20 protein-coding genes, 1 tRNA gene and 1 pseudogene are annotated in these 25,256 nt (G+C 66.6%); 14 read left to right on the top strand and 8 right to left on the bottom strand.

The genetic code is table 11. The features are described from left to right. Positions 1–3: 3 nt before the first annotated feature. From AC6JAM_RS00855 to AC6JAM_RS00835, 5 genes and pseudogenes are all read left to right on the top strand, one after another. Entirely contained in the window at positions 4–1,113 is a 1,110-nt protein-coding gene (locus AC6JAM_RS00855) for a prephenate dehydrogenase (RefSeq protein WP_497933787.1), read from the top strand. Continuing rightward, on the top strand, positions 1,113–1,826 hold the full coding sequence (gene cmk, locus AC6JAM_RS00850) for a (d)CMP kinase (RefSeq protein ID WP_018772025.1): 714 nt from the start codon (positions 1,113–1,115) through the stop codon (positions 1,824–1,826). Before AC6JAM_RS00855 ends, cmk begins: the two co-directional genes overlap by 1 nt. Before the next feature lie 31 nt (positions 1,827–1,857). Further along, positions 1,858–2,536, top strand: a pseudogene (locus tag AC6JAM_RS00845) (lysophospholipid acyltransferase family protein). Positions 2,537–2,546: 10 nt separating this feature from the next. Beyond that, entirely contained in the window at positions 2,547–4,094 is a 1,548-nt protein-coding gene (gene der, locus AC6JAM_RS00840) for a ribosome biogenesis GTPase Der (RefSeq protein WP_018772027.1), read from the top strand. 136 nt (positions 4,095–4,230) lie between these two features. Continuing rightward, a tRNA-Pro gene (locus AC6JAM_RS00835) sits at positions 4,231–4,307 on the top strand. Between the two features lie 74 nt (positions 4,308–4,381). Here the strand turns inward: AC6JAM_RS00835 and AC6JAM_RS00830 are convergent. Then, positions 4,382–6,325, bottom strand: a complete 1,944-nt coding sequence (locus AC6JAM_RS00830) for a polysaccharide deacetylase family protein (protein ID WP_497933786.1) — start codon at positions 6,323–6,325, stop codon at positions 4,382–4,384. A 152-nt stretch (positions 6,326–6,477) separates the two neighbouring features. Then, positions 6,478–7,347 (bottom strand): Fpg/Nei family DNA glycosylase, encoded by an 870-nt coding sequence (locus tag AC6JAM_RS00825; protein WP_018771492.1) that lies wholly within the window; start codon positions 7,345–7,347, stop codon positions 6,478–6,480. A gap of 168 nt (positions 7,348–7,515) precedes the next feature. Here AC6JAM_RS00825 and gcvH point away from each other — a divergent pair, with 168 nt between their 5' ends. From gcvH to AC6JAM_RS00800, 5 genes are all read left to right on the top strand, one after another. Further along, positions 7,516–7,902, top strand: coding sequence for a glycine cleavage system protein GcvH (gene gcvH, locus AC6JAM_RS00820; RefSeq protein ID WP_018763524.1), 387 nt, complete (start codon positions 7,516–7,518; stop codon positions 7,900–7,902). Positions 7,903–8,057: 155 nt separating this feature from the next. Further along, positions 8,058–8,534, top strand: coding sequence for an FHA domain-containing protein (locus AC6JAM_RS00815; RefSeq protein WP_018771493.1), 477 nt, complete (start codon positions 8,058–8,060; stop codon positions 8,532–8,534). Positions 8,535–8,557: 23 nt separating this feature from the next. Beyond that, positions 8,558–9,274: a transcriptional regulator FtsR gene (gene ftsR, locus AC6JAM_RS00810; RefSeq protein ID WP_018771494.1), complete on the top strand. Its 717-nt coding sequence runs from the start codon at positions 8,558–8,560 to the stop codon at positions 9,272–9,274. After that, a complete protein-coding gene (locus AC6JAM_RS00805; protein WP_018771495.1) occupies positions 9,274–9,777 on the top strand; it encodes a bifunctional nuclease family protein in 504 nt (167 codons plus the stop codon). The genes ftsR and AC6JAM_RS00805 overlap by 1 nt, the downstream gene beginning before the upstream one ends. A 234-nt stretch (positions 9,778–10,011) precedes the next feature. Further along, positions 10,012–10,605, top strand: a complete 594-nt coding sequence (locus AC6JAM_RS00800) for a MerR family transcriptional regulator (protein ID WP_018763528.1) — start codon at positions 10,012–10,014, stop codon at positions 10,603–10,605. A gap of 74 nt (positions 10,606–10,679) precedes the next feature. Here AC6JAM_RS00800 and AC6JAM_RS00795 read toward each other — a convergent pair whose 3' ends face one another. Continuing rightward, the gene (locus tag AC6JAM_RS00795; RefSeq protein ID WP_056389727.1) at positions 10,680–11,498 is read right to left on the bottom strand and encodes a ParA family protein; all 819 of its coding nucleotides are present in this window, start codon (positions 11,496–11,498) and stop codon (positions 10,680–10,682) included. Between the two features lie 302 nt (positions 11,499–11,800). Here AC6JAM_RS00795 and AC6JAM_RS00790 point away from each other — a divergent pair, with 302 nt between their 5' ends. Continuing rightward, on the top strand, positions 11,801–15,199 hold the full coding sequence (locus AC6JAM_RS00790) for a pyruvate carboxylase (RefSeq protein WP_018771497.1): 3,399 nt from the start codon (positions 11,801–11,803) through the stop codon (positions 15,197–15,199). 66 nt (positions 15,200–15,265) lie between these two features. Here the strand turns inward: AC6JAM_RS00790 and AC6JAM_RS00785 are convergent, their stop codons facing one another. Beyond that, entirely contained in the window at positions 15,266–17,074 is a 1,809-nt protein-coding gene (locus AC6JAM_RS00785; protein WP_134164412.1) for an AMP-dependent synthetase/ligase, read from the bottom strand. 171 nt (positions 17,075–17,245) lie between these two features. Here AC6JAM_RS00785 and AC6JAM_RS00780 point away from each other — a divergent pair, with 171 nt between their 5' ends. Beyond that, positions 17,246–18,334, top strand: coding sequence for an ROK family glucokinase (locus AC6JAM_RS00780; RefSeq protein ID WP_026266105.1), 1,089 nt, complete (start codon positions 17,246–17,248; stop codon positions 18,332–18,334). Between the two features lie 40 nt (positions 18,335–18,374). Here AC6JAM_RS00780 and AC6JAM_RS00775 read toward each other — a convergent pair whose 3' ends face one another. From AC6JAM_RS00775 to AC6JAM_RS00765, 3 genes are read right to left on the bottom strand one after another with little or no spacing between them, the layout of a single operon-like run. Beyond that, the gene (locus tag AC6JAM_RS00775) at positions 18,375–19,001 is read right to left on the bottom strand and encodes a hypothetical protein (RefSeq protein WP_497933784.1); all 627 of its coding nucleotides are present in this window, start codon (positions 18,999–19,001) and stop codon (positions 18,375–18,377) included. After that, positions 18,988–19,794: an alpha/beta hydrolase gene (locus AC6JAM_RS00770; protein WP_497933783.1), complete on the bottom strand. Its 807-nt coding sequence runs from the start codon at positions 19,792–19,794 to the stop codon at positions 18,988–18,990. The genes AC6JAM_RS00775 and AC6JAM_RS00770 overlap by 14 nt, the downstream gene beginning before the upstream one ends. Beyond that, positions 19,791–20,579: an alpha/beta hydrolase gene (locus AC6JAM_RS00765; RefSeq protein ID WP_497933782.1), complete on the bottom strand. Its 789-nt coding sequence runs from the start codon at positions 20,577–20,579 to the stop codon at positions 19,791–19,793. Before AC6JAM_RS00765 ends, AC6JAM_RS00770 begins: the two co-directional genes overlap by 4 nt. Positions 20,580–20,690: 111 nt before the next feature. On the opposite strand from AC6JAM_RS00765, the gene AC6JAM_RS00760 reads away from it, so the two are divergent. Both AC6JAM_RS00760 and AC6JAM_RS00755 read left to right on the top strand, forming a co-directional pair. After that, entirely contained in the window at positions 20,691–21,527 is an 837-nt protein-coding gene (locus AC6JAM_RS00760) for a lysophospholipid acyltransferase family protein (protein ID WP_497933781.1), read from the top strand. A 98-nt stretch (positions 21,528–21,625) separates the two neighbouring features. After that, positions 21,626–23,017 carry a class II 3-deoxy-7-phosphoheptulonate synthase gene (locus AC6JAM_RS00755; RefSeq protein ID WP_018771504.1) on the top strand — a complete coding sequence of 464 codons (1,392 nt, stop codon included), beginning with the start codon at positions 21,626–21,628 and terminating at the stop codon, positions 23,015–23,017. Positions 23,018–23,081: 64 nt separating this feature from the next. Here AC6JAM_RS00755 and pknB read toward each other — a convergent pair whose 3' ends face one another. After that, the gene (pknB, locus tag AC6JAM_RS00750) at positions 23,082–25,172 is read right to left on the bottom strand and encodes a Stk1 family PASTA domain-containing Ser/Thr kinase (protein WP_497933780.1); all 2,091 of its coding nucleotides are present in this window, start codon (positions 25,170–25,172) and stop codon (positions 23,082–23,084) included. Positions 25,173–25,256 lie beyond the last annotated feature (84 nt).

Raw genomic sequence — 25,256 nt, 5'->3', positions numbered from 1 at the left:
CGCATGTCCGCGTTCAAAAGCCAGGGCCGCGGCCACCTGGATGGCCCGGTGGTGGTGATTGGTACCGGACTGCTGGGCACCAGCATTGGGCTGGGCCTGCGGGGGCGTGGCGTACCTGTGTTCCTTTCCGACCCGTCACCCACCAACCAGGCGGTTGCGGTGGACATCGGTGCCGGGCGTCCCCTGTCCGAGCTGGGCAGCCGCAAACCGCAACTGGTTGTGGCTGCCGCCCCGCCGGACGTGACGGCCGGCGTCGTGTGCCAGGCGCTGGCTGACTACCCCGACGCCGTCGTGGTGGACATAGCCAGCGTCAAGGCTGACATCCTGGCCCGTCTGCGCAGCCTCGGTGCCGACCTCACCCGGTACGTGGGCACCCACCCCATGGCCGGGCGGGAAAAATCGGGACCGGTGGCCGCCCGCGGCGAGCTGTTCACCTCCATGCCTTGGGTGCTGTGCCCCTCCGGGGAGACCTCCGGCGCTGCCCTGCAAGTGGCACGGTCGCTTGCCTCGGATCTTGGAGCGGTTGTCTCGCAGTTCACGGCGGACGAACATGATGAAGCAGTGGCCCTGGTGTCGCACCTGCCCCAGGTCATGTCATCCCTGCTGGCCAGCCGCCTCCAGGGAACGCCACTGCACGCCCTGTCGCTGGCCGGCAACGGCCTCCGCGACGTCACCAGGATTGCCGCGAGCGATCCCACCCTCTGGGTGCAGATCCTCGGCGGGAATGCAGCCAAGGTCGTGGAGATCCTCTACGGCGTCCGCGAGGACCTGAACCGCCTCATCGGAACCCTGGAACAGCCCACGGCACCGGGAGCCCGGCTGGACCTGGCACAGCTGATCAGTGAGGGCAACGCCGGCCAGGCCCGGATTCCCGGCAAGCACGGCGGCCCGCCGCAGGCATACTCCTGGCTCACCGTCCTGGTGGATGACAAGCCCGGCCAGATCGCGCAGCTGCTCACCGAGATCGGTGAAATCGGTGTGAACGTCGAGGATCTTCGGCTGGACCATTCCTCCGGACAGAACGTTGGCATGGTGGAATTGTCTGTGTTGCCGAACAAGCACGACCACCTGATCGAAGCTCTCAACGACCGCGGATGGCGGGTACTTCAGTAATGACACAGGAACTCCTCGAGACCATGCGCGCCCTGCGCATCGGCCGGCCGCTGGTGGTTGCCATCGACGGACCGTCCGGCTCCGGTAAATCCAGCGTGAGCAAGGAGGTTGCCCGCAGGCTGCGGCTGGCCTACCTGGACACCGGAGCGATGTACCGCGCACTGACCTGGTACTGCGTAAACCAGGGGATTGACCTTGATGACACGCCGGCCGTGGAACAGGCCTCCCGGGACTTTGCGCTGGAACTGAGCACCAGCCCCCAGGAGGAATACGTGCGGGTAGGCGGCGTGGACGTCACCGATGCCATCCGCGAACCGGCAATTTCCGCCGCGGTCAGCTCCGTGGCCACCACGCTTGGTGCCCGGACCGAACTGATCCGCAGGCAGCGGGACCTGATTGAAAAGCACCACCGCCGAATGGTGGTGGAAGGCCGGGACATCACCACCGTCGTCGCGCCCGGAGCCGAGGTGCGCATGCTCCTCACCGCAAGCGAGGAAGCCCGCCTCCGCCGGCGCGGCATCCAGCTGGGCGGTACCCAGAACGCCGAACAGCTGGCAGCCCAGGTGACCCACCGGGATGCCAGGGACTCAACCGTGGTGAACTTCACCCAGGCGGCAGACGGCGTGGTCACGCTGGACTCCTCGGACCTGGACTTCGAGCAGACCGTCAATGCCGCCCTCGTGATCGTTACAAAGGTCCTCAACCGTGACTGAGGCCCGGGCGGGTGTGCCAACCCGACTGACCATGGCGTGGAGCAGGCCGGTGGGATGGATCCTGGACCACGTGGTCTACCGGACCACGGTGACGGGCAGGAGCAACGTCCCCACCGGCGGTCCGGTGATCTTCGCAGCCAACCACATCAGCTTCCTCGACGGGCCGGTCATGTTCGGCGCGGCGCCGCGGCCCATGCACATCCTGGTAAAACAGGAGATGTTCCAGGGCTTCCTGGGCCGGGTACTCACCGCCTCCGGGCAGCTTCCGGTGGACCGGCAGGGTGACCGGGCGGCGCTGCAGCGCTGCAAGGACGTGCTCGACGCCGGACGCTGCGTTGGGATTCTTCCGGAAGGGACGCGGGGGAGCGGGGCAGCCGCGGACATCAACGGGGGCGTGGCCTGGCTGGCGCTGAACTCCGGGGCACCGGTTGTTCCGGTGGCCATCCTGGGCACCCGGCAGGGCGACGAGCACCTGGACTTCGTCCCGCGGCCGGGGCGGCGATTCCACGTCAGCTTCGGATCAGCCCTTACCCTGGCCCGCCGGGCCGGTGAAAGCGGGCGTGCTTCAATGGACAGGGCGGCGCAGGACATCCGTGCAGCGCTGGCCGGGCACGTCCAGGACGCTATCCAACTCAGCGGGCAGCCTTTGCCTTCCGCTGACCACAACGACTTGACAGCAGTAGCCGGGGACGCCGGCAGATGACCACTAAGGACAGTGCAATGAGCGACACCACCCAGACTTCCGGGCCTTCCGGCACCGACGACGAATACACTCCCACCGGCACCGACCAGGTTGCCGAACGGCTGGCAGCGATTGGCGACGACGAAGCGGAGCTGCGTGCCGCCTCCCTCCGGGCCGGCCTGGAGGATTACGAGCTTGACGAGGACGATGCCGCCCTGCTGAGCGGGGAGTACGGCGACGAGGACTTTGACGGTCCCGTCAAGCTGGATCCCGTCCTGGCAATCATCGGCCGGCCAAACGTGGGGAAGTCCACGCTGGTGAACCGCATCCTGGGCCGCCGCGAAGCAGTGGTGGAGGACACCCCGGGCGTCACCCGTGACCGGGTCATGTACTCCGCGAACTGGAACGGCCGCAACTTCACGCTGGTGGACACCGGCGGCTGGGAGCACGACGCCCGCGGCATCCACGCCCGCGTCGCCGAGCAGGCCGAGATGGCCGTGGAACTCGCCGACGCCGTGCTTTTCGTGGTGGACTCCGCAGTGGGCGCCACCGCCACGGACGAAGGCGTCATGAAGATGCTGCGCCGCAGCAAGAAGCCGGTCATCATGGTGGCCAACAAGGTGGACGACTTCGCCCAGGAAGCGGACAGCGCCGCATTGTGGGGCCTCGGTTTCGGCGAGCCCTACCCCGTCTCTGCCCTTCACGGCCGAGGTGTCGCGGACCTCCTGGACCACGTCATGGACGTGCTCCCTGAATACTCAACGATCGAGGGAACAGACCGCTCAGGCGGCCCGCGCCGTATCGCCCTGATCGGCCGCCCCAACGTGGGCAAGTCCTCGCTGCTGAACAAGCTTGCAGGATCCGAGCGCGTAGTGGTGGACAACACCGCAGGAACCACGCGTGACCCCGTTGACGAATTCATTGAACTCGGCGGCCGCACCTGGCGCTTTGTGGACACCGCCGGCATCCGCCGCCGCCAGCACATGGCGCAGGGCGCTGACTACTACGCCTCACTTCGGACGCAGGCCGCGCTCGAGAAGGCGGAGGTCGCCGTCGTGCTCCTCGCCGTGGACGAGGTCCTCAGCGAACAGGACGTGCGCATCCTGCAGTTGGCCATCGAGTCCGGCCGCGCGCTGGTCCTGGCATTCAACAAGTGGGACCTGCTCGACGATGAACGCCGCCGTTACCTGGAGCGCGAGATCGAGCAGGACCTGGCCCATGTGGAATGGGCGCCGCGGGTCAACATTTCGGCAAAGACCGGCTGGCACAAGGACCGCCTGGTCCCGGCCCTGGACCTTGCCCTGGAGAACTGGGACAAGCGGATCGCCACCGGGCGCCTCAACGCCTTCCTGGGTGAGCTCGTGGCCGCCCACCCCCACCCGGTCCGCGGCGGCAAGCAGCCCCGCATCCTCTTTGGCACCCAGGCCTCCAGCCGCCCGCCCAAATTCGTGCTGTTCACCACGGGATTCCTGGACCCCGGGTACCGCCGTTTCATCACGCGCCGCCTGCGGGAGACCTTCGGATTCGAGGGAACCCCGATTGAGGTCAGCATGCGCGTGCGCGAGAAGCGTGGCCGGAAGCGTTAATTGCGACACACCTTGGGGCTGATCACCGGAAAGTGTCACAGGCACCCCTCCGGATCGTGTAAGCTCTTCTAGGTGGTTCGGCCGGACTGCTGACGAAAACCCTCGGGTTGAGTTCAGCGGAGAACGGCGGAACCAGCGGGCTGTAGCGCAGCTTGGTAGCGCACTTGACTGGGGGTCAAGGGGTCGCAGGTTCAAATCCTGTCAGCCCGACCAGAAAGCCGCGGAAACCTTAGGGTTTCCGCGGCTTTTGCGTTGGTGGGATATGGACCAGCCCGTCGGTGGCCCAGCTAGCCGAGGGCGGCGTCGAGGGTGACGAAGCCGTAGCCTGCCGCCCGGAGCTGGGAGATCACCTGCGGGAGGGCCGCGGCGTCGAGCGTTGAACCGTCGTCGGGGTTCGAGCCGAGGTGCATCAGGACAATCTCCCCGGGCTGTGCGGAAGCCATGATGCGCTGGACGACAAAGCCCGGGCCGCGCGTTCCGTTCATGGTGCCTTGCCAACCCAAGGTGTCGACGGTCCACCGGATTGCCGCGTACCCGGCGGCGTTGGCGTCTGCAATCGTGCGGGAATCGCGGGCGCCGAACGGGAAGCGGAAGAACGGGAGCGGGTCGCCTCCAGCGGCCTCGATGGTCCTCTGCGCGCTGCTGATCTCAGCCGTGATCTGGGCGTCCGTCAGGGCGGTAAAGTCCGGGTGGGTCATGGAGTGATTGCCGATCCGATGCCCCGCGTTGTAGATCAGCGCCGGGGCGGAGGGGAACTGGTTGACCCAGTCTCCGGTGAGGAAAAACGTGCCCGGGACGCCGTTGGCTGCGAGGGTGGCGAGGATCGATCGGAGGCCGGCGTCGTTGGCGCCGGCGTCGAACGTGAGCGCGACAACCTTCTGCGCAGTCGGAATGCGCTCAAGATCCACGCCCAAGAGCGCCGGCGGGATGCTGGTGTAGATGACCTCGATCCTGCCGCTGGCCGAGTGCCACAGGAGCGAACCGTGCTGGAAGTCATTGCGGCGGCCGCCCGTGATGCCGTACTCGCCGCTGGTTGGGTAGCCGAGCCGGCTGCGCTCCCAGCCGAGGGCCGCCCACTGGGCCCGGATTGCGCCGTACACCTCGTGGGCTCCGGTGGCGGGCGACCAGTAGATCGACGAGCCGGCATTCGAGCCGCTGAAGTGGTTGTACCGGCCGACCCCGTCGGGGGTGCCTGTCTCGTCCGTCAGCGGGAATCCGAGCACGCCTGCCGGCCCGCCGAGCTCCAGATAGCGTCCGCGGATTGCCCCGTGCACTTCGTGTGCTCCGGTGGCGGGACTCCAGTAGATGGATCCTGCGGCGAAGTCGTTGTATCGGCCGGCGGCGCCCGGGGTGGCGGTCTCGTCGGTGAGTGGGAAGCCCAGGAGGCCTGCGGGTCCGCCGAAGGCGAGATAGCGTCCGCGGATTGCCCCGTGCACTTCGTGTGCTCCGGTGGCGGGACTCCAGTAGATGGATCCTGCGGCGAAGTCGTTGTATCGGCCGGCGGCGCCCGGGGTGGCGGTCTCGTCGGTGAGTGGGAAGCCCAGGAGGCCTGCGGGTCCGCCGAAGGCGAGATAGCGTCCGCGGATTGCCCCATGGACCTCGTGGGCTCCGGTGCCGGGGCTCCAGTAGATGGATCCTGCGGCGAAGTCGTTGTATCGGCCGGCGGCGCCCGGGGTGGCGGTCTCGTCGGTGAGTGGGAAGCCCAGGAGGCCTGCGGGTCCGCCGAAGGCGAGATAGCGTCCGCGGATTGCCCCGTGCACTTCGTGGGCTCCGGTGGCGGGGCTCCAGTAGATGGATCCTGCGGCGAAGTCGTTGTATCGGCCGGCGGCGCCCGGGGTGGCGGTCTCGTCGGTGAGTGGGAAGCCCAGGAGGCCTGCGGGTCCGCCGAAGGCGAGATAGCGTCCGCGGATTGCCCCATGGACCTCGTGGGCTCCGGTGCCGGGGCTCCAGTAGATGGCGCCGGCCGTGTAATCCTGGGCGCGGCCCCCAGCGATGTCGTACGCGCTCCCGACTGGCGTGCCGAGGAACGATGCGCTGCCGCCGAGCTGCTCGTAATGCTGGACAATCGCGTCGTCACCGGCCTGCTGGACCGCCATCGACGCCGGACCGCTCCGCTGCACCGCCACCGCTGGTACGGCGGCCGCGGCGGGCACCAGGGCCGTGCCCCCGAGACCACCGCCGAGGGCGAGGGCCAAGGCCATTCCGATGACTGTGGGGCGGGACCTGCGCATTGTGACCCCTTCGTGGTGACCGAGACATGCGAGCCTTGGTCAAGACGCTACGCCCCAGGGGTGTGCCGGGGCAGGGCCAGAGGTCCCGAACCGCAATCCGGTCACCCGCGACACCGTCCGCAGCCGCGGGATGCCTTGGGTGCCGGATCTTCCTACTTCAGGAACTTCGAAGTCCTGCGGTCGGCCAGGATCTTGCCTTTGGTCTGGCAGGTGGGGCAGTACTGAAGGGCAGTGTCCGCGAATGAGACTTCCCGTACCGTGTCGCCGCAGACGGGGCAGGGCTGTCCGGTCCGGGCGTGAACCCGCATGTGGCTGCGTTTGACGTCCTTGAGGTCCTTGGGCGGCTTGCCGGCTGCTTCGGCCAGTGCCTCGCCCAGCACGCTGTGGATGGCGTCGTACAGCACCTGCACCGTCTCCCGGTCCAGGGATTTGGCGATGGCGAACGGAGAGACCCGGGCGGCATGGAGGATCTCGTCGCTGTAAGCGTTGCCGATGCCGGCGATCACGCTTTGGCTGCGCAGCAGTCCCTTGATCTGCTGCGAACTGCCGGCCAGGATCGCAGCCAGCATGTCGGCGTCGAACGCCTCGGTAAACGGATCCGGGCCCAACGTGGCGATGCCCGGCACGTCCTGCGGATCCCGCACGACGTAGACGGCCAGGCTTTTCTTGGTGCCCGCTTCCGTCAGGTCCAGCCCGCGCGGCCCGTCGGGACCGGAGAAAGCAGCCCGCACTGCGATGAGGCCCTTGCCCATCCTGAGCTGGCTGTCGGCGGGGGAGTCCGTGAAGCGCACCCAGCCCGCGCGCGCCAAATGGAACACCAGGGAAATGCCGTCCGTGTCAATGCTGATGAACTTTCCGAACCGGCGGACACCGGACACGGTGCGGCCCTCGATGGCGTTGAACGGCGGATCGGCCGTCTTGAGCACGGCAAACGAGACAATCTGGAGTTTCGCTACAACGCAGCCCCGCAGCTGTTCATCAAGGAACGCGGCCAGACCGGCGACTTCAGGCAGTTCCGGCATGGCCTACCTTTCCTGTCCCCGGCATGCTGAACCGGTGCTTGCACTCATGGGTCCCATCTTGTCAGAAACGCCCGCGCCGGCCCCGGCAGTTATGCCTATACTTTCAGCGGCGGCCCGTTTTACGGGCCCCTTTTTGACATTGGCGCGTACCCCGATGAAAGGCCACCCATGAGCAACATTCCCGAAGACCTGTCCTACACCGCCGAACACGAGTGGGTCACGGCCCCGAATGCCGACGGCGTGGTCCGCGTGGGAATCACCGACTTTGCCCAGGACGCCCTTGGAGATGTCGTCTACGCCCAGATGCCCGAAGTCGGCACGAAGATTACGGCGAACGAAGTGGTTGGCGAGGTCGAGTCGACCAAGAGCGTGAGCGACATCTACGCACCCGTTTCCGGCGAAGTGGTGGCCCGGAACGACTCCCTGGACAGCGATTCGGCCCTGATCAACACCGATCCCTACGGTGACGGCTGGCTCATCGAGGTCAAACTCGCCGAACCGGATGCAGTTGAGTCCCTGCTCAGTGCATCCGAGTACGAACAACAGGTAGGCTAAAGCTAACCGGTAATTCCGGTCCGGCCCCGCGCCGCAGGCAAAGCGTCTTCGCACGTCAGCCCCCGGATCGGGAGCCGGCGCCGGACCTGCTGGCAGGGCCGGAGAGCAAACGTTGGCTGCAGGTTTGCGCCTGCAGCGTCACAGAGGAGGAATCCATGGCTGGCCACAGACACAACCCTGCCGATGGGGATTACGGCACGGGTGCGGCTAAGGCGTCGGAGACCACCTCGATCCATCTGACCCCCATCACCGATGAACCCACCATCGCGCCCAGGCTGTCCTCGGAAGAGCGCAACTCGGTGGAAGCCCTGCCCGCCGGTTCCGCGCTCCTCGTGGCCCACAGCGGGCCGAATGCCGGCGCCCGGTTCCTGCTGGATTCGGACGTGACCACCGCGGGGCGCCACCCGGACGCGGACATCTTCCTGGACGATGTCACGGTTTCGCGCCGCCATGTCGAATTCCGGCGCACGGCACGCAGCTTCGAAGTCGTGGACATGAACAGCCTCAACGGCACCTACGTCAACCACGACCGCGTGGACCGCGTTGAGCTGAGGTCCGGCAGCGAAGTCCAGATCGGCAAATTCCGCCTCACCTTCTACCTGAGCCCTGCCACGGCTGCAGGCCGCAGCTGACCCGGGGACCGCTGCCTGTGGCAATGGCACAACCGGAACGCCGGGGCCCCCAGGTCCTGAACATTGGCGAAGTTCTCGCCCAGCTGAGCGCCGACTTCCCTGGCATGACCGCGTCGAAGATCCGGTTCCTTGAGGAAAAGGGACTGATCAACCCACGCCGCACCCCTGCTGGCTACCGCCAGTATTCCGACGGTGACGTGGAGCGGCTGCGCTTCGTACTGGCCCTGCAGCGGGACCAGTACCTGCCCCTGAAAGTCATCAAGGACTACCTTGACGCCATTGACAGGGGGGAACGGCCGGAGAACCTGCCTCCCGGCGTCGTGGTTTCCCCGCGCATAGTCTCCGACGAGCTGGCCGCCGAACTTCAGAACCGCGGCCGGAAACTGAGCGAGGAACAGCTCCGCACCGAATCCGGCGCCAGCGTGCCCCTGCTGCAGTCGCTCCTGAGCTTCGGCCTCATCAGCCACAGCAGCGGCCAGTTCGACGAACATGCCCTCCAGGTGGCCCGCGCGTGCGTCCAGCTGGAAAGCCACGGGCTGGAACCAAGGCACCTGCGGCCTTTCCAGGCCGCGGCCGAACGGGAATTCGGCCTGGTGGAACGCGCTGTGGCGCCGCTTGCCTCGCGCAAGGACTCTGCATCACAGGCGCGCGCGGCAGAGGCGGCCCGCGAGATCAGCGATCTTTGCCTCACCCTGCACCGGGCCCTGGTGCAGGACCACATCTCACGCATGGACATCTGATGATTGAAGTCGAGATTGTAGGCGTTCGCATCGAACTGCCTTCAAACCAGCCGCTGGTCCTGCTCAAGGAGATGCACGGCGAACGCCACGTCCCCATTTGGATCGGCACCCCGGAAGCCAGCGCCATCGCCCTTGCCCAGCAGGGTGTGGTCCCGCCCCGGCCCATGACCCATGATCTCCTGGTGGACGTCGTGGAGTCCCTGGGCCACTCAGTGGTCAGTGTCAACATCGTCGCGGTGGAGGACAACATCTTCTACGGGCAGCTGCAGTTCGAAAATGGGACCACGGTGAGCTCGCGGGCGTCTGATGCCCTTGCGGTGGCGCTCCGCGCCAAGTGCCGGATCTGGTGCGCCGACTCCGTGATGGATGAGGCCGGCGTCCGCATCACTGAGCACGACGAAGGCGAGGATACAGAGCCCGGCCCCACCGTGGATGAGGAGCGCGAACTGCGCCGCTTCCGCGAGTTCCTTGACGATGTGGAACCTGAGGATTTCGACGGCTAAGGTCACGTTAAGGTTAAAGTTAAGCCTGAAAGTTTCGACACGCCTCTTCCAACCCCCGAAGGTCTTTGACCTCGGGACCTGCCGGGCCTAACGTCGAAGTATCAAGTTCCCTTGCTTACGGCAGCCGCGCAAGTCACACTGGAAAGTGCGCCCCGCGGAATAATTACACGCATGGTCTTCATGCCAAGGCTTGCCGTTATAAGTTCCCGGGAGCGTACGACAAGGAGGATCCAGGTGAGTCCCAAAGGCGAAGCAGGCGGGCTGAAACAGCCCACGGCTGGTGTTGCTGTGCCCGTGAGCGGTGCCCAGGGCCTCCTGTTCACCGAGGACCTTCCCGTACTGGACGAGGACGCCGGCTACCGCGGTCCTACGGCCTGCAAGGCAGCAGGCATTACTTACCGCCAGCTCGATTACTGGGCCCGGACGGGCCTGGTTGAGCCGGCCGTCCGCGGCGCGGCAGGATCCGGCTCCCAGCGGTTGTACGGATTCAGGGACATCCTGGTGCTCAAGGTGGTCAAGCGGCTCCTCGACACCGGCGTTTCCCTTCAGCAGATCCGCACCGCCGTTGAACACCTCCGGGAACGCGGCGTCGAGGACCTGGCCCAGATCACGCTCATGAGCGACGGCGCCAGTGTCTACGAGTGCACGTCCGCGGACGAAGTCATTGATTTGGTGCAGGGCGGCCAAGGCGTTTTCGGCATTGCCGTGGGACGCGTCTGGCGCGAGGTGGAAGGCAGCCTCGCGTCCCTGCCCAGCGAGCATGCCGCCGAGCAGTCCTTTCCGGACGATGAACTGAGCAAGCGGCGCGCCGCCCGGAAGATCAGCTGACCGGTTCTTACACGTAAACAATCAGGGCGGCCCTCCAGTTGGAGGGCCGCCCTGATTGTTTAAGACGTGAGGTCCTAGCGGGCGCGGCTGCGCAGACCCTTGCCGGACGCCATCAGGGTGGACAGCAGTTCGTCGAACAAACCGGCCGCGGACTTGGCTGAATCCCCGGGCCAGTGGTGGACGGGGTGCGCCGCGCCCTGGATCTGCTGCCAGTTGGCCTGTTCGGGAATCCGCGGGCTCAGCAGGAGTTCGCCGAACATGGACTCCATCTCCGCCAGGCGGTAGGTGTGCTCGGAAGAGCCGCTGCGGACGCGGTTGGCCACGATGCCCGCCGGTGACAGATTGGGCGCAAACTCCTGCTTGAACAGCTGGATGGCCCGCATGGTGCGTTCCGTGCCGGCAACCGAGAACAGGCCAGGTTCGGCAACCAGGGCGACCTTGTCGCTGGCAGCCCACGCCATGCGCGTCAGGCCGTTGAGTGACGGCGGGCAATCGATGAGGACAAGCTGGTACTCTTCCGTGCCGGCGAGCACGGCGGAAAGCCTGCGGAGGTCCCGGCGGCCAAGGTCCGGCCGGTCGTAGATTCCGGTGTAGGCAGAGCCGACGGCGACATCCAGGACAGCGGGCCCGGCGCCGTTGGAGGGGGTGCGGTCAGCCCAGCTGCTGCGCACCACGTTCCCGGCCAGTTTCGCCCTTCGTGGGCTCTTCAGCATCCGGCCGATATCCAACTGGTCGCCCGGCTGAACGCCGAGGGCCGTGGTGGCGTCGGCGTGCGGATCCAGGTCCACCACCAGCGTGCGGACTCCGGCGGCAAGCGCCGCAGACGCCAATCCTGTGGTGACGGAAGTCTTGCCGACTCCACCCTTGAGGCTGCTGATGCTGACTACTTGCACTTGAGAGACCAAAACCTAACGCCGGATGCCGTGTTGGGGGTAATGTTTGCCTCGGCAGAGCCGAAGCCGGACGGTCCTGCCGCCCTACTCATCATATGTTGATGCGTCGGCGAATCCTGCTTTACCGGGCGTCGGCATGGCACCGACTGTGCTGCCGGGGCGGTTTCCGCCAGCCAGGCTGAAAGCGATCGGGACATGACGGGAAAATCTGTGACTGTTGCCACAAAGATTTGTGTTTGTCCTTGTAGGTCCTAGACACTGTGACCACTCATCGATCCACCCCGCAATGATGCAGGAGAAGCATGTTTTCCAAAATTCTGGTGGCCAACCGCGGTGAAATCGCGATCAGGGCCTTCCGCGCCGGCTACGAGCTGGGCGCCAAGACCGTTGCCGTTTTTCCCCAAGAGGACCGAAACTCGATCCACCGCCAGAAAGCGGACGAGGCGTACCTGATTGGCGAGGAAGGCCACCCCGTCCGGGCATACCTCGACGTCGCAGAAGTGGTACGGGTGGCCAAGGAGTCCGGCGCGGACGCCATCTACCCGGGCTACGGCTTCCTGTCGGAAAACCCGGACCTGGCGCGTGCGGCCAAGGAAGCCGGCATCACCTTCGTGGGTCCGCCCGCCGAGGTGCTGGAGCTTGCGGGCAACAAGGTTGCCGCACTGAAGGCGGCCCGCGAGGCGGGTGTGCCGGTCCTGAAGTCCAGCGAGCCGTCCAAGGACCTGGACGAGCTCCTGGCCGCGGCCGATGAGATCGGATTCCCCATCTTCGCCAAGGCTGTGGCAGGCGGCGGCGGCCGCGGCATGCGCCGGGTGGATACCCGCGAGGCCCTGCCCGAGGCCTTGAAATCGGCAATGCGCGAAGCGGACGCGGCGTTCGGTGACCCCACCATGTTCCTGGAGCAGGCTGTCCTGCGCCCGCGGCACATCGAGGTGCAGATCCTCGCGGACGCCGAAGGCAACGTCATGCACCTTTTCGAGCGCGACTGTTCCATCCAGCGGCGGCACCAGAAGGTCATCGAGATCGCTCCGGCCCCCAACCTGGATGAAGGCATCCGCCAGGCCCTCTACCGCGATGCGGTGAAGTTCGCCAAGGCCTTGAACTACGTCAACGCCGGTACCGTCGAGTTCCTGGTGGACACAGAAGGCGAGCGGGCAGGCCAGCACGTCTTCATCGAAATGAACCCGCGCATCCAGGTGGAGCACACGGTCACCGAGGAAGTCACGGACGTGGACCTGGTCCAGGCCCAGATGCGGATCGCCTCCGGCGAGACCCTCGCCGACCTTGGCCTGTCACAGGACTCCGTCAAGCTGCGCGGCGCAGCACTGCAGAGCCGCATCACCACGGAAGATCCCGCCAACGGTTTCCGGCCCGACGTCGGAAAGATCACCGGTTACCGTTCGGCCGGCGGTGCCGGCGTGCGGCTGGACGGCGGCACGGTCTACTCCGGCGCCGAAATCAGCCCCCACTTTGATTCCATGCTGGTCAAGCTCACGTGCCGCGGCCGGGACTACCCGGCAGCAGTGGCCCGGGCCCGCCGTGCCCTGGCCGAATTCCGCATCCGGGGTGTCTCCACGAACATCCCCTTCCTCCAGGCAGTGCTGGACGATCCCGACTTCATCGCCGGGGATGTGGCCACGAACTTCATTGACCAGCGCCCTGAATTGCTCAAGGCCCGCGTTTCGGCAGACCGCGGTACGAAGCTCCTCACCTGGCTGGCCGACGTCACCGTCAACAAGCCCAACGGTGAATTGACCGTGCACTCCAATCCCGCCCGGAAGCTGCCTGACGTCAAAGGCATAACGGCAGCACCGGGTTCGCGCCAGAAACTCCTCGAGCTGGGGCCGGAAGGCTTCGCGAAGGCGCTGCGGGAGCAGAACGCCGTGGCCGTCACCGACACCACCTTTCGCGATGCGCACCAGTCCCTGCTGGCCACGCGCGTCCGGACCCGGGACCTCGTTGCCGCCGGTCCGGCCGTCACGGCGCTCCTTCCACAGCTGCTGTCCGTGGAAGCTTGGGGTGGAGCAACTTATGACGTCGCGCTGCGCTTCCTGGGGGAGGACCCCTGGGACCGGCTCGCTGCCCTGCGCGCCGCCATGCCGAACGTCTGCATCCAAATGCTGCTGCGCGGCCGGAACACCGTTGGCTACACACCGTACCCGGAGGAGGTCACCGAGGCGTTCGTCAACGAGGCGGCCGCCACCGGCATCGACATTTTCCGCATTTTCGACGCCCTGAACGACGTCAGCCAGATGGCACCCGCCATCCGTGCCGTGCGCGCCACCGGCACCGCCGTCGCCGAGGTGGCCCTCTGCTACACGGGCGACATGCTGGACCCGGAGGAGAAACTCTACACGCTGGACTATTACCTCCAGCTGGCCCAGAAGATCGTCGACGCCGGAGCCCACATCCTGGCGATCAAGGATATGGCCGGCCTGCTCCGTCCCGCAGCTGCCGCCAGGCTCGTGGCTGCCCTCCGCGAACGGTTCGACCTGCCGGTCCACCTGCACACGCACGACACCGCCGGTGGCCAGCTGGCCACGCTGCTGGCCGCCGTCGACGCGGGTGTGGATGCCGTGGACGTGGCTTCCGCATCCCTGGCCGGCACCACGAGCCAGCCCTCGGCGTCGGCCCTTGTCGCCGCCCTTGCCCACACTCCACGGGACACCGGCATCAGCCTGGACGCCGTCAGCTCGCTCGAGCCGTACTGGGAGGCCGTCCGCCGCGTGTACGCACCGTTCGAGTCGGGCCTGCCCGGCCCCACCGGCCGCGTGTACAAGCACGAGATCCCGGGCGGCCAGCTGTCCAACCTGCGCCAGCAGGCCATGGCGCTGGGGCTGGGGGAGCGGTTCGAAGCCATCGAGGACATGTACACGGCTGCGGACCGCATCCTGGGGCACCTGGTCAAGGTGACGCCGTCGTCTAAGGTAGTGGGCGACCTCGCCCTGCACTTGGTGGGCCTGAACGCCGATCCCGCTGATTTTGAGGCGAATCCGCAGAATTACGACATTCCGGACTCGGTGATCGGCTTCCTGTCCGGCGAGCTCGGTGATCCTCCCGGAGGCTGGCCGGAGCCCTTCCGCACCAAGGCCCTCCAGGGCCGCAGCGTGAAGGTCCGCGACGTGGAACTCAGCGCCGAGGACAGCGCCGCACTGAAGTCCGATTCCAAGACCCGCCAGCGCACGCTGAACCGGCTGCTCTTCGACGGTCCCACCAAGGACTACCTGAAGAGCGTGGAGACTTACGGCAACATCTCCGTGCTGGATACCCGCGACTACCTTTACGGGCTGCAGCGCGGCACCGAGCACGAGATCCAGCTGGAGCGCGGTGTCCGGCTGATTGCTTCCCTGGAGGCGGTCTCGGAGCCGGACGAGAAGGGCATGCGCACCGTCATGTGCACCCTCAACGGCCAGTCCCGCCCGGTCATGGTGCGCGACCGGTCGGTGGTCAGCAACGTCAAGGCCGCCGAGAAGGCCGATCCCGCCCAGCCCGGGCAGGTGGCCGCACCGTTCGCCGGTGCCGTTACCGTCACGGTCAAGCCCGGGGATTCCGTCAACGCGGGCGACACGGTGGCAACCATCGAGGCCATGAAGATGGAGGCGTCCATCACGACGCCGGTGGGCGGCAAGGTTTCCCGCCTGGCCATCTCAGCGGTGGAGCAGGTCCAGGGCGGGGACCTGCTGCTGGTCATCGAAGAGTAGGGTAAGGCTGCACAACAAAGGAAGGGTCCTTCACAAGGTGAAGGACCCTTCCTTTGTTGTGGGACGTCAGGAACGCGGCGCGGAGTACATCTCCTCGATGACGGTTTCGAAGTCCTTCATCACCTGCGCCCGCTTCACCTTCATGGAGGGGGTCAGGTGCCCGGAGGCTTCGGTGAAGTCTGCCGGGACGATGCGGAAGGACTTGATGGCCTCGGCCTGGGAAACTGAGGTGTTTGCCGCGGTAATCAGGTCCTGCACTGCTGCCTTCACTACCGGGTTGCCCGCCGCCTGCTCAAGGGTAGTGTCCGCCGGAAGGCCGTGGCGCTGGAGCCACCCTGGCAGCGCTTCCTGGTCGAGGGTCACCAGGGCCCCGATGAACGGCCTGTTGTCACCCACCACCAGGACCTGCGACACCAGGGCGTCGGCACGGATCTGGTCTTCGAGCAACGCGGGGATGACGTTCTTGCCGCCCGCGGTGACGATGATCTCCTTCTTGCGGCCGGTGATCCAGACGAAGCCTTCATCGTCCAGCCGGCCGATGTCACCGGTGTGGAACCAGCCATCGGTGAACGCCTCTGCTGTGAGGTCGTCCCGCCGGTAGTAGCCCCGCATCACGCAGACCCCCTTGGCCAGGATCTCGCCGTCGTCGGCAATCTTCACGGCGTTTCCCGGGAGGGGCTTGCCCACCGAACCGATCTTGATCCGGGACGGGGTGTTGACCGTGATGGGGGCGGTGGTCTCGGTGAGGCCATAGCCCTCCAGCACCTGCATCCCGATGCCCTGGAAGAAATGTCCCAGCCGCTCGCCAAGCGGGCCGCCGCCGGACACCGCGTGGGCAACGTGTCCGCCCATCGCCGCCCGCAGCTTGCCGTACACCAGTTTGTCGAACAGTGCGTGCCGCAGCTTCAGGCCCAGCCCCACGTGTCCGTCCTGGCGGGCTTTGGAAAACGCGATGGCAGTTTCGGCGGCGCGGTGGAAGATGGCGCCCTTGCCGCCGTCCTCCGCCTTGGTCAGCGCGGAGTTGTAGACCTTTTCAAAGACCCTGGGCACCGCAAGGATGAATGTCGGCTCGTAGCTTTGCAGGTCGGCCAGGAGGTTCTTGATGTCCGGAGTGTGGGCCACGGTGGTACCGGCCGCCATGGCCAGCACCGAAATGAAGCGGGCAAACACGTGGGCCAGCGGGAGGAACATGATGGTCTTGGCGTTCTCGTGGACGATTTCACCGATGATGGCCAGTGCGTTGTCGGACAGCTCCACAAAGTTGCCGTGCGTGAGTTCGCAGCCTTTGGGACGCCCTGTGGTGCCCGACGTGTAAATGATCGTGGCAATGTCGTGGAGGCCGGCTGCACTGCGTCGTGACTCCAGCTCTTCATCGCTGACGTCGCGGCCTGCCTCGCGAAGGCTGTCGAGGCCTTGGCCCTCGAGTTGCCACACATGCTGCACTGCCGTGAGTCCTTCGGCGGTGACGGCCTGCCGGATGACGTTTTCGTGATGGGCGGACTCGCCGAATGCCGCCACAGCGCCGGAATCGCCCAGGTTCCAGGCAACCTGGGAAGGGGACGAGGTTTCATAGATGGGCACCGACACAGCCCCGGCGAACCAGATGGAGAAGTCCACGAGTGCCCACTCGTAACGGGTGCGGGACATGATGCCAACGCGGTCGCCCGCCCCCACCCCACTGGCGATGAGCCCCTTGGCCAGCGCCTTCACGTCGGCGAGGAACTCGGTGGCGGACACGTCGCGCCACGAGCCTGCGGAGTCCAGGCGGGAAAACAGTGCCGGGTTGCTGGGCTTGGCTGCCTGCCGCAGCACCAGGTCGGTGATGTTGGTTTCCGGAGGGACAACAACCAGGGGCGGAACACTGAATTCGCGCACTATAGCTCCTTTGATATCTGAAGTCCCGCGCAGGGGTTTGCCTAAAGACTAGTACCCCTGCCGTAACTGTGCAGTACACAAACCTACTGGCGAGTAACTTAGCCGTCAATGGGCGCTGCATGGGGGACTGTATGTCAAGACAATCCTTCCGCCCGCCTAGAATGGTGCACTATGTACGGACCGTCGTCCGGCGATCAGGCCGGCCCCCTCAAAAGACCAGCGCCCTGGCGCCGCCGTCCCGCCACGTACCGCGCCGGACAGTTGCACGGAAGTGTGGGCGGGCACCTTCGCCTTGGCCGCAAGGGGCTGGCCATCGGCATAGACATCGGGGGGACCAAGGTGGCCGCCGGGGTGGTGGACGCGGAAGGCAGGATCCTCAGTGAAGCCCGCCGGTCCACCCCGGGCACCGACCCACGGGCAGTGGAGCAGGTCATCGTGGAACTGGTGGAGGAACTCGGCCGGGGGCACCGTATCTGGTCCGTGGGCATCGGTGCTGCGGGGTGGATGGACCTGGCCGGTGGGACCGTGCTCTTCAGCCCGCACCTGGCCTGGCGCAACGAACCGCTGCGTGAGAACCTCCAGCGGCTCCTCCGCCGTCCGGTGTTGCTGACCAACGACGCCGACGCCGCGGCCTGGGCCGAATGGCGCTTTGGCGCCGGGCAGGGAGAGGACCGGCTGGTCTGCATCACGCTGGGCACCGGCATCGGGGGCGCCATGGTGATGGACGGCAGGGTGGAACGTGGCCGGTTCGGCGTGGCAGGGGAGTTCGGCCACCAGATCATCATGCCCGGAGGCCACCGCTGCGAATGCGGCAACCGCGGATGCTGGGAACAATACGCCTCCGGCAACGCCCTGGGCCGCGAAGCCAGGCTCCTGGCCCGGTCGAACTCGCCGGTGGCCCACGACCTGCTGGCAGCCGTGGGCGGACATCCCGAGGCCATCACCGGAGCCATCGTGACCGAACTGGCCCTGGCCGGCGATCCGGCCTCACGGGAGCTGATCGAGGAAGTTGGCGAATGGCTCGGCCTGGGGCTGGCCAACCTGGCGGCGGCGCTGGACCCGGGCCTCTTCGTTATCGGCGGCGGGCTCTGCTCGGCGGGCGACCTGCTGGTGGAGCCGGCCCGCAAAGCGTTCGCGCGGAACCTGACGGGCCGCGGATTCCGCCCGGCCGCAGGGATCGAGTTGGCGGCCCTGGGCCCCAACGCCGGCCTCATCGGCGCGGCCGACCTTTCGCGCGTCAGCAGCCGCGTCCGCAATTGACGACGGCGGCTGGTCCGGCGGTGGCCCAGGAGGAGCTGCGCTAGACCCTCGCGCCGTCGTCGTCGCCGTTCTTTTCTTCGGGCAGCTTCATGATCAGGTACACCGTCCCCAGCACGAACACGGCAACAATGCCGACGATGGCCAGCAGGGGCGCCGTGCGCCAGAACATTGCCGACAGCAGCAGCGCCACCGGTCCACCTACGGCGCCGAGCCAGGCCAGCATGGTCAGGGGATCGGTGCCGGCCAGGCTGGGCGGTTCCTCCGGCACGAACTCCTCGCCGTCGTCGTCCACCTCATAGTCCCGCGGTCCCTCCGGGGACCCGCTTGCCGTAGGACCGTCCGGCCCACCTGACGCCTGGCGCTGCGCCGCAGACGGTTCGGCCGGCGGCCTCCCGGCCAGGCCCAAGGGATCGAAGTCGCGGAAGGAGGACGGGCCAGGCGTTTCGGGCGCGGTAGGTCCACTTCCGGTGGGCGCAGTTTCATTGTGCCCGGTTCCATGGGGCACAGTTCCATTGGGCACAATCCCGGTGGGCGGTTGCTCCCCGGATACAGGAGTGTCGGGCCGAATGGCCACGGTGTCCGATTCGAGCCGCGCCACCAACTCAAGCCACACGGCGTCGTCCTGGTTGGCACCCTGGTCCGGCTGCTCCGAATCAGGCCTGTTCACTGCGGACCTCCTGTCCCGGTCCGGCCGGGCTGGCGGGCCCGGATGCCAGCACCCGGCGGATAAAGTCCACCGACCCCTCGAAGATGCGGTCGGCGTCGTTGTCCAGCGTGGCGACGTGGTAGCTGTTCTCCAGCCGGACCACTTCCAGGGGCGCGTGTGCCAGGCCCCGCCGGAGGACATCCATGCTGGCATCGGACACCACGTGGTCCACAGCGGAACGGTACACCTGGACAGGTGCCGTGACCCGTGGGAGGAGCCGGACAGTGTCCTTGAACATTTTGTTGAGCTCATGGGCCGCGGCCACAGGGGTGCGGGCATACGCGCCCTCGTCCACACCTGCCTTGAGGATGTCATTGCCGATGGACGGGGTGCTTTTCAGCACCAGTTTGAGGAGCCCGGCCAGCGACGCCCGGGGATCGTCAATCACCAGGCCGGGGTTCACCAGGAGGACTCCGGCGACCGGCCGGGTGGCCGCGATGCGCAGGGCCAGGGCCCCGCCCATGCTAAGGCCCGCCGCGAAGACCTGGTCACACTCGGCGTCCAGTTCCAGGAAGGCGTCATCCAGGGCGCCGTGCCATTGCTGCCAGCGGGTTCGGGCAAGGTCCTGCCAACTGGTCCCGTGGCCCGGCAGCAGCGGCATCCGGACGGCGAAACCGGCCGCGGCGAAGGCCATGGCCCAGGCGCGCAGGCCATGGGGGCTCCCCGTGAAGCCGTGGGACAGGACGAGTCCCGTGCGGGGCCCTTCGCCGCTGAAGGCACTGCTGAAGGGGCTGTGGTCCGGACCGGACGTCATGTCGTCTCCAAGGTGCTGGTGCGGCGGGCGTGGGCGGCGACGAATTCTGCCGACCGGGCGAAAATTACGGGCGCGTCAACGTCAAGAGTAGCCACATGTCCGCTGCTGGCAAGGTCCGTCACTTCCGCGAGGTGTCCGGCCAGCCCTTTGCGCAGCAGCGCCAGCGATGTTGGCGGAACAACGGCGTCAGTGCGCGACTTGAAGACCTGGACCGGGGCGTCCACCCGGGGCAGGCCGCGCACTGCCGCCCCGAAGAGTTTCTTCAGCTCATGCACGGCAGCCAGCGGAGTCAGCGAATAGTCGCCGTCGTCCGTCGCGGGTGCCGTGGGTTGGTCCTCCTGAATGGGAACCGTGGTCCGCTGGAAGTATTTGAGGAGTCCTATGATCCGCACCCGCCGGTCGTAGAAGCTCAGCCCGGGGTTGACCGCACTGACACCGGCCACGTGGTGGCGGGACGCCGCAAGCAGTGCAATGGCACCGCCCATGGACAGACCCGCGGCGAAGCAGGCATCGGTGCGCCCCGAGAGATCCAGGAGGGCCGTTTCGTAGCTGCGGTACCAGTCTTTCCAGCTTGTCCGCGCAAGCTGGCGCCAGTCCGTGCCGTGCCCCGGCAGCAGGGGGACGGATACGGCGTACCCCAGCTCCGCCAGGTGCTGCGCCCACGGCATGATGCTCAGCGGACTGCCCGTGAAGCCGTGGCATATGGCTACCCCGATGCGGGCATTGGCCCCGTGGCCTGGATAACTGAAAGCGGCCGGCCGGGTCGGGATGCTGCTTTCAGTCATGACTCCATCGTGTCACTGTTCCCGCCAAATCTCACTAGAGTAGGGTTGCATTGACTCGCTGGCCAGGCCCGACGCAGGGCCCGGGGGCTGCCTTCCGGAGAGGTTCACCACGTGTTCTATTGGGTTATGAAAAGGATCTTCCTCGGTCCGGTGATCAAGCTGCTGTTCCGGCCTTGGGTCAAGGGCCTGGACAATATTCCCTCGCAGGGGGCCGCCATCATCGCCTCCAACCACCTTTCATTCTCCGATTCCATCTTCATGCCACTCATGGTGCGGCGGCCCGTGGTCTTCCTGGCCAAGTCCGAGTACTTCACGGGCACCGGAATCAAGGGCAGGCTGACTGCCGCGTTCTTCCGCCTCACCAACCAGTTGCCCATGGACCGGTCCGGAGGCGCTGCCTCTGCCGCATCCCTGAATGCCGGGATGGAAGTACTTAACGCAGGCGGCCTGCTGGGCATTTACCCCGAGGGCACGCGCAGCCCCGACGGGCGGTTGTACCGCGGCAAGGTGGGCGTGGCCAGGCTGGCCCTGCAGGCCGGCGTCCCGGTGATTCCGGTTGCCATGATCGGCACTGACAAGGTCCAGCCCATCGGCAAACGGCTGCCCAATATCCGCCGGATCGGGATGATCTTCGGCGAACCGCTGGACTTCAGCCAGTACCGTGAGCAGGCAGAGGACAGGACGGTCCAGCGCAAGGTCACGGATGAGATTATGTCCCAGCTGATGAGGCTTTCCGGGCAGGAGTACGTGGACGAGTACGCCGCCGTGGTGAAGCTTCGGCTCGCCGGCAAGCCCGGAGAACCCGTGGCTGCAGCCGAACCGCTTGCCGCTCCGGTGGCCGCCGACAATGGTTTTGTCCCGGAGCCAGGCGCCGGAGGACCGTCCGTACCGCAGCCCGGTGCCCGCGACGACGCCGGGGACGACGCCGGAACATCGGCGACGGGGTAGCCGGACCTTCCACGGGGCGCGCCGCAGTTGTGACGGCGGCGGCGGTCAGCGTGACGGCCAGGTGCCCGGTGGTGCCGCCCTGCCGTTAGTCTTAGAGGGTGACTGAGCTATCTGCAAAACCCGCCTTTTCGCTGTCCAGCACCGCCCAGAGCGGAGCGGCAAACTATCCCGGACTGGACCACTGGCGGGACCTTCCCATTTCCCAGCAGCCCAGTTGGCAGGACCGGGATGTATTTGAGGCTTCGGTGAAGGAACTCTCCGTCCTGCCGCCGCTGGTGTTCGCCGGCGAAGTGGACGTGCTGCGCGAGCGCCTGGCTGCTGCCGCCCAAGGCAAGGCGTTCCTGCTGCAGGGCGGTGATTGCGCCGAAACATTCGAGGCCGCCACGGCTGACAAGATCAGCGCCCGGGTCAAAACCATCCTCCAGATGGCCGTGGTGCTTACCTACGGCGCAGCAATGCCGGTTATCAAGATGGGCCGGATGGCCGGCCAGTTCGCCAAGCCCCGCTCCTCCAATGACGAAACCCGTAACGGAGTGACCCTGCCCGCCTACCGCGGCGACATCGTCAACGGCTACGACTTCACCCCCGAGTCACGCGGCCACGACGCGTCGAGGATGCTGCGTGCCTACCACACTTCCGCATCCACGCTGAACCTCATCCGGGCCTTCACCCAGGGCGGCTTCGCGGACCTGCGCTCCGTGCACCAGTGGAACAAGGGCTTCACCGAGAACCCGGCCCACGCCCGCTATGAGTCGCTGGCCCGCGACATCGACCGGGCAATCAAGTTCATGGCGTCCTGCGGCGCCGATTTCGAAGCACTTAAGCGGGTTGAGTTCTTCGCAAGCCACGAGGCCCTGCTGCTCGACTACGAACGCGCCCTCACCCGCATCGACTCCCGCACCGGCTTCCCGTACGACACTTCGGCCCACTTCCTCTGGATCGGGGAGCGCACCCGCGAGCTGGACCACGCCCACGTCGACTTCCTTTCACGGGTGCGCAACCCGATCGGCGTCAAGCTCGGGCCGTCCACCACCGGTGATGACGCCCTCCGCCTGATCGACAAGCTGGATCCGGACCGCGAACCCGGCCGGCTCACCTTCATTACCCGTATGGGCGCCGGCAACATCCGCGAAAAACTGCCGGCCGTCGTCGAAAAGGTCACCGCCTCCGGCGCACAGGTCCTGTGGGTGACGGACCCCATGCATGGCAACACCGTCACGTCGCCCAACGGTTACAAGACGCGCAATTTCGACGACGTCATTGACGAGGTGCGCGGCTTCTTCGAGGTGCACCACGGGCTGGGGACGGTACCGGGCGGCCTGCACGTCGAGATGACCGGCGATGACGTCGCGGAGTGCCTGGGTGGCGCGGACCCGATCGACCAGGAGGCCTTCCTGGACCGCTACGAGTCCGTCTGCGATCCCCGCCTGAACCACATGCAGTCCCTTGAGATGGCGTTCCTGGTGGCCGGCGCCCTCGCCAAGCACTAGGACCAGGGCAGTAAAAGGGTGGGCCGGCACTGCCGGCCCACCCTTTTCATTGAAAGACAGGGGGCTACACCACGGTGATGGTGATGACTGAGCCCTCCGGAACTTCCCGGTTCACCGGCGACTGGTCCCTCACCGTGCCGAAAAAGCCGCCCAAAATGTTGTTCACCCGGACCTGGAAGCCGAGTGCTTCCAGCGCCTTGCGCGCTTCAGTTGCCTGCTTGCCGATGTAGCTCGGCACCGCCACCATCCTGGGGCCCTTGGAAATGGTCAGGGTAACAGTGCCACCCCGGGTCAGTGTCCCGTTGGCGGGGGACTGGCTGACGACGGCGCCCTCGGGGATGTTCCGGTCAAACACCGCCTCCGGGGCTACTTTGGCAGTGAGGCCTGCTGCCTTCAGTGCCGCCCCGGCGTCGTCCCCGGATTTCCCGACCACCGAAGGGACGGCGATGGGCTGCGGGCCCTTGGAAACCACGATCGCAACGGGGGTGCCGTGGCGGGCAGGCGTGCCCGCGGCAGGGTCCTGCGACATGACGGTTCCAGCAGCCGCCTGTTCATCGAACTGTTCAGTGACAGTGCCCAGGGCCATGCCATCGGAGTTGAGGGAGGTCTTCGCCTCAGACAAGGTTCCGCCCGTGAGTTTCGGCAAGGGGAAAAGCTGGGGACCTTTTGAAACCAGCAGGGAAACCGGCTGGAACTTCCGGATCTCCGTCCCAGCGGCGGGGTCCGTGCCCACTACCACCCCGGTGGGCACCTCGTCGTCGAAGACATCGCTCGTAGTGGAGCGGAAGCCCACTCCGCCCAGCAACTGCTGGGCCTGCGCCACAGTCTTGTTGGCGACCGCCGGTACGGCGGCCGCGGCGCCCGGACCCATTCCGAAAAACCAGCCGGCGCCCGTCGCCAGGAGTGCGGCGATGATGAGGACCAGGACCCAAAGGATGCCGCGGCGGCGGGGATTTCCCTCCCGAAGCGTGCGCACCGGCGTGGCAGCGGCAAGGGCGCGGAGTTTCCCGCTTTCCTTGTCCGCCCGGCGCTGGGCCCGCTTGCCCAGCCGCGGCGGGGGAGACCACCCGCTGTCCGCATCGTCGTCGTCGGGCAATGCTAATCCGGGCCGTTGGTGGTATGGCACCTGGGCGGCAGGGCCCGCCGATGCCGACGGGGCCGGTGCCTCCTGCCGGCCGGGCGGGTAGGCAGGGGCGGCGGGCCGGGCGGGAGGCATCAGCGTTGTGGGGTTGCTGCGCCGTGCCAGGACCTCGGTCTGGTGCTGGGACGCGGCGGCAGCGGCTGCAGGAGGCAGCAGGTCCAGTTCGGCATCAGTGAGGTTGGTCCGGATGTGGCGCAGTTCCTGCAGCAGGGCATTGCCGTCCACCGGCCGGTTTTCCGGATCATTGGCAGTACACCACTGCACCAGTTCGTCCACTTCCCCGGCCAGCCCCGGCACCAGGTCCGATGGCGGGCCCACGGTTCCGTTGACGTGCTGGTAGGCCACCTGGATGGGGACTTCGCCCTCGAACGGCTGCCTGCCGGTCAACATCTCATACAACATGATGCCCACGGAGTAGACGTCGCTGCGGGCGTCTGCCGGCTTGCCCAGGACCAGTTCCGGGGAGATATAGGCCACCGTTCCGAGCAGGGCCCCGGTGCTGGTTGAACTGGTAACGGCACGGGCAAGTCCAAAGTCGCCTATTTTGATCCTGCCGTCATCGGCGATCAGGACGTTCTCGGGCTTGACGTCACGGTGGATAAAGCCGGCAGCGTGTGCCGCGCCCAGGCCCTCCACCACCGGATCGATCAGTGCCAGCGCCAGCCGGGGAGGCAGGGCACCCCTTTCCCTGAGAACGTCCCTCAGCGTGTGGCCCTTGATGTACTCCATTACGAGGTAGGCCGTGTTGCCGTCATTGCCCTGGTCAAGGACACCCACCACGTGCGGATGCGACAGCCGGGCGGCCGCCTTTGCCTCCCGGCCCAGCCGGTCCAGGAAGTTCCCGTCAGCAGCGAGGTGGGGGTGCAGCACCTTCAGCGCCACCTCACGGTCCAGCCTTTGGTCTATGGCCAGGTAGACGGTGGACATTCCGCCACGGGCAAGCCTGGAGGTGACTGCATAACGGTTGTCCACCAGGGTCCCTGCAACTGGGTCTGACACGTGTTCCTGCACCATACGATCCTAATCCCGCAGCAAAACGCGTCCGACACGAAAACGGGTCCGAACCGGTAACGGTTCGGACCCGCACTCAGGAACTGG

This window comes from Arthrobacter sp. GmRoot5-12 (assembly GCF_059739365.1).
This window is presented reverse-complemented; position numbering and strand designations above follow the sequence as displayed.

Excerpts from the sequence above, each read along its gene's own strand:
- AC6JAM_RS00855 (WP_497933787.1), top strand. The coding sequence starts at position 4 with ATGTCCGCGTTCAAAAGCCAGGGCCGCGGCCACCTGGATGGCCCGGTG.
- cmk (WP_018772025.1), top strand. The coding sequence starts at position 1,113 with ATGACACAGGAACTCCTCGAGACCATGCGCGCCCTGCGCATCGGCCGG.
- der (WP_018772027.1), top strand. The coding sequence starts at position 2,547 with ATGAGCGACACCACCCAGACTTCCGGGCCTTCCGGCACCGACGACGAA.
- AC6JAM_RS00830 (WP_497933786.1), bottom strand. The coding sequence starts at position 6,325 with ATGCGCAGGTCCCGCCCCACAGTCATCGGAATGGCCTTGGCCCTCGCC.
- AC6JAM_RS00825 (WP_018771492.1), bottom strand. The coding sequence starts at position 7,347 with ATGCCGGAACTGCCTGAAGTCGCCGGTCTGGCCGCGTTCCTTGATGAA.
- gcvH (WP_018763524.1), top strand. The coding sequence starts at position 7,516 with ATGAGCAACATTCCCGAAGACCTGTCCTACACCGCCGAACACGAGTGG.
- AC6JAM_RS00815 (WP_018771493.1), top strand. The coding sequence starts at position 8,058 with ATGGCTGGCCACAGACACAACCCTGCCGATGGGGATTACGGCACGGGT.
- ftsR (WP_018771494.1), top strand. The coding sequence starts at position 8,558 with ATGGCACAACCGGAACGCCGGGGCCCCCAGGTCCTGAACATTGGCGAA.
- AC6JAM_RS00805 (WP_018771495.1), top strand. The coding sequence starts at position 9,274 with ATGATTGAAGTCGAGATTGTAGGCGTTCGCATCGAACTGCCTTCAAAC.
- AC6JAM_RS00790 (WP_018771497.1), top strand. The coding sequence starts at position 11,801 with ATGTTTTCCAAAATTCTGGTGGCCAACCGCGGTGAAATCGCGATCAGG.
- AC6JAM_RS00780 (WP_026266105.1), top strand. The coding sequence starts at position 17,246 with ATGTACGGACCGTCGTCCGGCGATCAGGCCGGCCCCCTCAAAAGACCA.
- AC6JAM_RS00770 (WP_497933783.1), bottom strand. The coding sequence starts at position 19,794 with ATGACGTCCGGTCCGGACCACAGCCCCTTCAGCAGTGCCTTCAGCGGC.
- AC6JAM_RS00765 (WP_497933782.1), bottom strand. The coding sequence starts at position 20,579 with ATGACTGAAAGCAGCATCCCGACCCGGCCGGCCGCTTTCAGTTATCCA.
- pknB (WP_497933780.1), bottom strand. The coding sequence starts at position 25,172 with ATGGTGCAGGAACACGTGTCAGACCCAGTTGCAGGGACCCTGGTGGAC.